Here is a 7,878-nt window from a genome sequence, read left to right on the forward strand (position 1 = left end):
ATGTATAATCAAGAAGGTTTAGTTGAAAGAGAGGGACGACGGTCCCTCTCTTTCCGTATTTGTTGGAGTTTTTTTAAACTACAGGTTCAGAGACAACTCTTCTTCCCGGTGTTATTCTTTGAACATCAGGAGGGGATGCCATGGAAAAGATGAAATCGATAACAGAAAAAAGAGATGCGAAGAGAGAAGAAGATGAAAGAGTACTTGCAGAACTTTGGGAGGAATACTCAAAAGTAGCAGACGAAGTACATGCCATTTACAACAGAGACGAAATCAGAATAAAAGCCGGCCAGGAAGGCATGACATTTGAAGAAATGATTGCTTTAAACAGAAGAGTATCGGAAAAGAAACTTGCCTACGAGAGAGAGTACACAAAGAGAATACCCTACGAAGAGCGTCTTGAAAACGAGAGACAGAGGATGAGGCTTTTGATGCAGTGTCTAGCCGCAGAAAAAGAAAGACGGGAACAGGGGTTGACAACGGAAGAGGACCGGGAAGAGGATGAGTACTGGGAGAAACTATACAAAGAACATCCGGAATACAAAGACGCCGCGGAATACGGTTATGAGGAGTTAACAGAAGAAGAGAAAGAAGCAGAAAGTCAAAAGATAACGAATACACTTATAGCGCTTAACCCGGAGCTTGAAGAAAAATATCGAATACAGGAACAGGTTCTACAAGAACTTAAGAATGGATTGCTGTAAAAAAAAGAGAAAAGGAATTCGAAAGGGTTCCTTTTCTTGCATTCTACAGGAAGTATATTTATCATCATATATTACTGCGAAAAATAAAAAATACTTTATCTTTTCTATGGAAAAATAATTTATTCATATTTATAATAATAAATAAGTATATCAAGTAATTTAAACTTTTCAAGAAAGGTAACCAGTATGGAAAACGAGGAAGTAAAAGTAGTTGATCAGCCAAAGACAGAAGAAAAGCCGGCAGAAGAAAAGAAGGTTGAAGCACCTGCAAAGGCTGCTCCAAAGAAGAGAGGGCCTAAGCCTAAGACCGCCGCTAAGAAGCCGGCAAAGAAAACTGCAACAAAGAAGAAGGATGCTGCTGCAGAAGTTAAAAATGATGATACAAAGGCAGCTGTAGAGAAGAAGGCTCCTGCAAAGAGAGGACCAAAGAAGACTGCAAAGACAGCAGCCAAGAAAACTGTAAAAGCTCCAAAGACACCTGCAAAGGCTGCTCCTGAAAAGAAATTTGATTTCGCCAAAACCATGTTTGAATATGCAGGAAAGCAGTTCACTGAAGAAAGCATCAATGCAAGAGTTTTAGAGTATCTCAATAAGCATCCATATATCAGTGCTGAAAGGATCGAGGCATTTGTAAACATTGAAGAAAAGAAAATCTACTTCACTGTTGATGGATTCGGTAATCCGGATTTCACAATCGATCTTTAAGCAAAAACCCAAAAAAAGTTCAAAATTTAGAAAACCAAAAAAAATTTAAAAACCAAAAAAATTTTTTTGATGAAAAATCCAAAAAATGAACAAAACCCTATAGTGTTAAAATTGCATTGCAATATAGGAACCGGTCTCTAATCAGAAGTTAGAGACCGGTTTTTTTAGACATTTTGATTTTAAGTATTACTTAGATTAATTGTGTTGCGATCATAATAATGAATCAATGAATAATTTTACTTGAGGAAGATCATAATAATCATTCTTATAAAGGACATAAGTCTTACGAGTTAAAGCTGTGCCATCTTTAAGATAAAGCGGTTTTATATATCCGTCAAAATTCTTTAGACATACTTCGGGAAGTAGTGCCCAACCAATACCGTTTTTGACCATCTCAAGACATGTTGATATATCATTAATATATAGTGTTGAATTAGATCTTCCTATATTGTTTTCTTCACACCAGATCTTCAAACTCTTTTCAAGGGATGGATCAGTATTTCTGCTTATATTTGGCAAACTATTAATAGGTGTGTTTTGAGGATCCTTAGATGCAACAAAGCAGACCGGTTCTTCTGATAACAATATAGATCCCTCTTCCCAATAAAAATCACCACGTATTATAGCTATATTAATTTCGTTGTTTGAGAGCTTACTGTAAAGATTTGTTGAATGACCGGTCAATACTTTGATATCAACATCAGGATATTTTGTCATGTAGTTTTTTAGTATTTTAGGCAGGCTATATCTTGCAAAATTAATAGAAACCCCTATGTCAAGAGTTCCCGCTATAATTCCCTCCGAGGAAAGCGTGTAATTCTTGACCTTTTTTAAAATATCCTGCACATTGCATAGATCTGAAAGAATCTTTTCAGCAACCGGAGTTGGTATTATACCTTTTTTTGTGCGTATAAACAGAGTGCATCCCAGTTCATTTTCCATTCTTTGTATGCGTTTTGTGACTGATGACTGAGTGACAAAGAGCTTTTCAGATGCTCTGGTTACATTTTTTTCTTTTATTAATGTTCTAAATATCTCGATATCATTTTCGTCCATAATATCACCCGTAAGATTTGAATTTGGTTCAATTATCCTCTGCTTAAATTTTATCATTCCCAAACAGAATCGTAAATGATAATAAATAATAATTATACAGAATGTAAAAAGTTCTTTATCATAGAAATAGAAAAAGAGCTACATGAAAAATCATTATCGCTGGAGGTATTTATACATGATCAAGTTACATGAAGGAAAAAAACTTATCCTGAATGATGAAGTTATAGCTTCTGTTGAGGAGCACCCTGAGATAAATCCTGAGGATGCAAAAAAGGAAACTCTTACATATAGGGTGCTGAAGGCACATAACCAGTCGGAAGATATGGAAAATCTTCTGATCAGGTTTGATGAAATGGGAGTATATGATAATACCTATGTCGGCATACTTCAGACTGCCGTTGCATCAGGGCTTAAGAAGTTCCCAATGCCAACAGTGTTCACAAACTGCCACAACTGTCTTGCGGCTGTTGGAGGAACCATAAATACAGATGTACATAAATATGCGGAGACAGCCTGCCATAAATATGGCGGCATATTTGTACCTCCTCATGAAGCGGTCATCCATCAATACATGCGTGAAATGCTGATCAAATCAGGAGATATGGCTATAGTTTCCGATTCCCATACCAGATATGGCACACAGGGCTCTGTTTCCATAGGTGAAGGAGGTCCCGAGCTTGCAAAGGCCATGATCGGAAAATTCTATGAGATAAAGTATCCGAAGGTTATTGCCGTATTCCTTCACGGAACTCCAAAGCCATGGGTAGGTCCCATGGATGTAGCGCTTACCCTTATAGGTGCAACATTTAAGAACAAATTCGTGAAGAATGCAGTACTTGAATTTATCGGGCCCGGTGTACATTCCATGTCCATGGATTTCCGTAACGGAATCGATACTATGACAACAGAATCAGCATGTCTTTCATCTATCTGGGAGACTGATGATGAAGTAAAAAAATACTTTGAAATACACAAGAGACCGCAGGATTATAAACATCTTAAGCCCGGTAATGCAGCCCTTTACGATGCAGTTGTTGAGATCGATCTGGATACTGTCGAGCCTATGATAGCTCTGCCATATCACCCTTCTAACGCATTTCCGCTAAGGGAAGTGATTCAGAACCCGGCGAAATACGCAGACTGGATAGAAGAACAGGCAGTAAGCACATTTGAAAATACTCCTGACATCCATCCTGACATTAAGAGCAAGATAGTTCCTGTTTCCGATAATGCTTCTGGCGCAGGAGTCCTCACACACGGATTTACGGTAGACTGCCGTATACGTGTTGACCAAGGCAACATCGCAGGCTGCGCTGCCGGTTCTTTTGAAAATATCTATGCCGTTGATGCAGTTGCAAAAGCTGCAGCCCACGGTCTAGGACAGTTCCCATTCAATATTTATCCTGCTTCCCAGCCTATAATGGTTGAGCTTAACAGAGTAGGTGTGATGAATGACCTGATGATTCATGGCGTACGTGTGAAAACTGCATTCTGTGGACCTTGCTTTGGAGCATCTGACTGTCCTGAAAACAATGCATTTACCATAAGACATTCAACAAGAAACTTCCCGAACCGTGAAGGCAGCAAGCCGGGACAGGGGCAGGTTGCAAGTGCTGCACTTATGGACTCAAAGTCAATCGCGGCTACTGCATTTAACGGTGGAATGCTTACATCTGCAGAAGAGATTCAGGATGTGTTCAAAGCAATGCAGGTTCCGGAATATGAGTTCAATGAAAAGCTGTATGAGAATGTAGTTTACAACGGGTTTGGAAAAGAAGAACCGGAGACAGAAATCCAGTATGGTCCTGCAATAAAGGACTGGCCGGAAATGTCAGCATTAACAGACAATCTGCTCCTTCGTGTGGCATCTGTGATCCGTGATGAAGTGACTACAACTGACGAGCTCATTCCATCAGGGGAAACAGCTTCCTACAGGTCTAATCCTTACAAGATCTCAGAATTCACACTTCAGAGAAAGGATCCTTCCTATGTGCCTAATGCAAAGGATACCCAGGCGTATGAGAAGGCACGTCTTAAGGGGGATAAGGAAAAGGCCTCAGAGTTCTATGCTGTACTTAAAGCTGTAGGAATAAATGCTTCTGATGAGAATGTCCTCAGTGATCTTATGATAACAACAGGTATCGGTTCAGTGCTTTACGCCAAGAGACCGGGAGATGGTTCGGCAAGAGAATATGCTGCATCATGTCAGAAGGTTCTCGGCGGTCTTGCAAATATCTGTATAGATTATGCAACAAAACGTTATCGCAGCAACTGTGTGAACTGGGGCATGCTTCCGTTCACATATCCGGATGACAATATCAACCTGTCTGTTGGAGAATATGTATGGTTACCGGATATCAGGAAGGCTGTTATGAACAACGAAACTGAGGTTAAGGCGACTATCATTGGTACCGATGGAAGCACACGTGAGATGACATTGGAACTTAAGGATGTGACTGATTCTGAGAAGAAGATTCTTCTGGCAGGTTCAATGATAAATTCCTACAGGGAAGATATTGGATTGAATTAAAGGAATAAGAGAGGTGAATGGCTATGGATTTCAAGGATCTGAAATTTGAATTTGGACATGTGGGCATTAATGCCCAAAGCGAGGAAGAAGGCGAAAAAATGAGAACATTCTTCTCGGATGTTTTCGGATACAGGAACTATCGTGAGATACCTGCCTCATATTTTACTGAAGACAACAAGATGGAGCTTATGAAAAAGATGGGAAAGGGCACCATGGGACATCTGGGATTTTTTGTCAATGATATGCCTCTTGCCATACAATACCTTGAGTCTAAGGGCTATACCATGGATTATGATACAGCACGTTATGATGAGGACGGAAAGACAATAAAGCTCATTTTCCTTGTAGAAGAGATCAATGGGTTCCGTATCCATATAACGGTTAAAAAGGCTCCGTTTTATAAAGAAAGTAATCTGGAGGAAATCCCGGTTGTAGGATAGGACAATACCATAAAGCATTAGTTTATAGATTAAGATTATTTGGAGGGACAGATTAATGTCAGCATTAGATCAGAAACAGCGAAAATTTCCATGTGTATTTATGCGCGGTGGTACCAGCAAGGCGGTTTTCTTCCATCAGGAAGATCTTCCGGAGAATGAAGAGGAGTGGCCTGAAATCTTCATGAAGGTAATGGGTACACCTGATGTAAAGCAGATTGATGGAATGGGAGGTACCGTTTCGTCTACATCCAAGATTGCAGTGATCAAAAAATCAGACCGCCCCGGGATTGATGTGGATTATACTTTCAGACAGGTAGACATTAAGATTCCACGAGTTGACGGTTCCGCAAACTGTGGCAATATCTCTTCTGCTGTAGGTCCATATGCCATCGATGAGGGACTGGTTGAAGCAGTGGAACCAATCACGGTAGTTCGTGTATATAACACTAACACCGATAAGGTGATAGAAGAGCATGTAAGAGTCAAGGATGGCCATGCCTGCATGTATGGCGATGAGGAAGTTCAGGGTGTACCCGGAACAGGATCCCGTATCGATATGTATTTTGAAGATCCTTCAGGATCCCGAAGCGGAAAACTATTCCCGACAGGAGAAAAGCAGGAGGTGTTTGATGTACCCGGATATGGTCCTGCAACAGTTACTGTAATTGATTGTTCAAATCCTGTAGTGTTTATCAAGGCAACAGACCTGGGTATCAAAGGAACTGAACTTACGGAGCTCAATAATAACAAAGATGTTATGGAACATATTGAACGCATACGCGGTATGGCTGCTGTGAAATTCGGTTTTGTTGAAGACTATATGGAGGCTCGGACAAAAGCTACATCAGCCCCGAAGGTTTCAATTGTAAGTCCTTCTCAGGATTATGTTAATATGGACGGTTCCAATGTTTCCGGCGAAAAAATGGATATCTGCGTACGTGCAGTTTCTGTTGGACAGCTTCATAAGGCATATCCCATGACGGTTGCTGTTGCAACAGGAGCTGCCGCTATGATAAAAGGTACTATCGTAAATGAAATAGTAAAGGAAATCTCAGGAGATATTATCCGTCTGGGACACTCTTCAGGAGTCACTGAAGTTGATATGAAGATGGACGGAGAGAAAGTTCTGAAGGGTGGTGTTACACGTACCGCCAGAAGGATAATGGACGGATATGTTTATATCAGATGACATTTTACGATTCCTCTTCAGCACACAAAAAAGTACATTTTTGAATAATACATACAACACTATTTTTATGTAAAAAATAAACAAAACTATTATATTAATGTATAGATAGCTATCATGGTTTTGTAGATTTTATGTAACATGAACAAAACTCTTCAAAGCCTGTAATTATAAGGGTTTATAGATTAAAATCCAAATGTTCATTATTTTTTGGTTTTCCCAAAAAATGTTCAAAACCAAAAAAACGCACTAATTTTGAGAAAAAATCCAAAAAATGAACAAAACCCTATATAAGCAATGAGCATTGCAATATGGGAAACAGGGGAGAGTTTGAAATTTTTTCTGTAAATATGGGTATTCTATGATTATTTAGATTTATGAGGGAGCAATCAGACTGGTTGCTTCCTTTTTCTGACTATATATTTATTAAAGATATAAGTCAATATCAGTTTGTGATTGTACCAAGGATTGTAGTATGATTATTTGCATATGCAATAGATAAATCGGTGTTATGTAAGTGAGAAATAATGAATAAAATCTTAAAAATGGTAGGATGTATTTTAAGCGGAATTATTTGTGTGACACTCATCTTATTGGTGTCATCTGATATTAAAACGAAACATACCCAGAATGATTATTCATCATTCTATACAAATCCTAAGTATCAAAAAGCATTAATAATTGATGATGTAGAAGTAATTAAGCAGCATATATCATGTGGCTATGCTGTTATTGAGATGTTTTCTGCATGTGATGGTGGTGATATTACAGAAGACAGCCTGTATGAGAAATATGGGACCATAGTGACTTCTACAGGAGATAAGTTCTGTGAAGAGATGAATAAACAATTTCCTGAATATGTTACAGAAATTCATAAGTATGTAAAGAATACTGAGTTTATCGATATTATGTACGATACCCTGGCGTCAGGAAAACCAGTTCCATTTGAATGGGCAGCTTTGTATGGGAATGGATGGACATTACACTATTCTTTAATCATTGGGGCTGACATTCCAAATGATAAAATCACTGTGGCAAATCCCTACGGATACTATGAGGAGCTTACATTGGAAGAATTACTGAAAAGAACCAGCTTTCAGGCCTATGAGAATATGCCACTTTTTATGAAAATGGGCTTTGCAATCGGAATGTTTGAAAAAAATACTATTTTTTCAGTGAGGTAAATTAGCAGTTAGAGTTTTATATACTGAAGAGTTCGACAACTTCAAGTTCACGGAGGTAAATATGCAAGAATTG

Annotated in this window: 7 protein-coding genes; 6 read left to right on the forward strand and 1 reads right to left on the reverse strand. The window is 38.9% G+C overall.

Going from position 1 to position 7,878, the window contains the following annotated elements:
* Nucleotides 1–140 precede the first annotated feature (140 nt).
* Together T357_RS0118765 and T357_RS20725 are read left to right on the forward strand one after the other, a co-directional pair.
* Nucleotides 141–704 (forward strand): hypothetical protein, encoded by a 564-nt coding sequence (locus T357_RS0118765; protein ID WP_031556131.1) that lies wholly within the window; start codon nt 141–143, stop codon nt 702–704.
* 186 nt (nt 705–890) lie between these two features.
* On the forward strand, nt 891–1,409 hold the full coding sequence (locus tag T357_RS20725; protein ID WP_049962563.1) for a DUF6465 family protein: 519 nt from the start codon (nt 891–893) through the stop codon (nt 1,407–1,409).
* Nucleotides 1,410–1,619: 210 nt separating this feature from the next.
* Here the strand turns inward: T357_RS20725 and T357_RS0118780 are convergent, their stop codons facing one another.
* Entirely contained in the window at nt 1,620–2,465 is an 846-nt protein-coding gene (locus tag T357_RS0118780) for a LysR family transcriptional regulator (protein ID WP_031556136.1), read from the reverse strand.
* 175 nt (nt 2,466–2,640) lie between these two features.
* Here T357_RS0118780 and T357_RS0118785 point away from each other — a divergent pair, with 175 nt between their 5' ends.
* The 4 genes from T357_RS0118785 to T357_RS0118800 all read left to right on the forward strand — a co-directional run bounded on the left by T357_RS0118785 (nt 2,641) and on the right by T357_RS0118800 (nt 7,805).
* Nucleotides 2,641–4,995: a hydratase gene (locus T357_RS0118785; RefSeq protein ID WP_031556139.1), complete on the forward strand. Its 2,355-nt coding sequence runs from the start codon at nt 2,641–2,643 to the stop codon at nt 4,993–4,995.
* Nucleotides 4,996–5,012: 17 nt separating this feature from the next.
* On the forward strand, nt 5,013–5,435 hold the full coding sequence (locus T357_RS0118790) for a VOC family protein (RefSeq protein WP_031556141.1): 423 nt from the start codon (nt 5,013–5,015) through the stop codon (nt 5,433–5,435).
* Between the two features lie 55 nt (nt 5,436–5,490).
* Entirely contained in the window at nt 5,491–6,624 is a 1,134-nt protein-coding gene (locus T357_RS0118795) for a 2-methylaconitate cis-trans isomerase PrpF family protein (protein WP_044917438.1), read from the forward strand.
* 524 nt (nt 6,625–7,148) lie between these two features.
* Entirely contained in the window at nt 7,149–7,805 is a 657-nt protein-coding gene (locus T357_RS0118800) for a hypothetical protein (protein ID WP_031556147.1), read from the forward strand.
* Nucleotides 7,806–7,878 lie beyond the last annotated feature (73 nt).

The sequence above is a fragment of the Oribacterium sp. FC2011 genome (assembly GCF_000701645.1).
GTDB lineage: Bacteria > Bacillota > Clostridia > Lachnospirales > Lachnospiraceae > Oribacterium.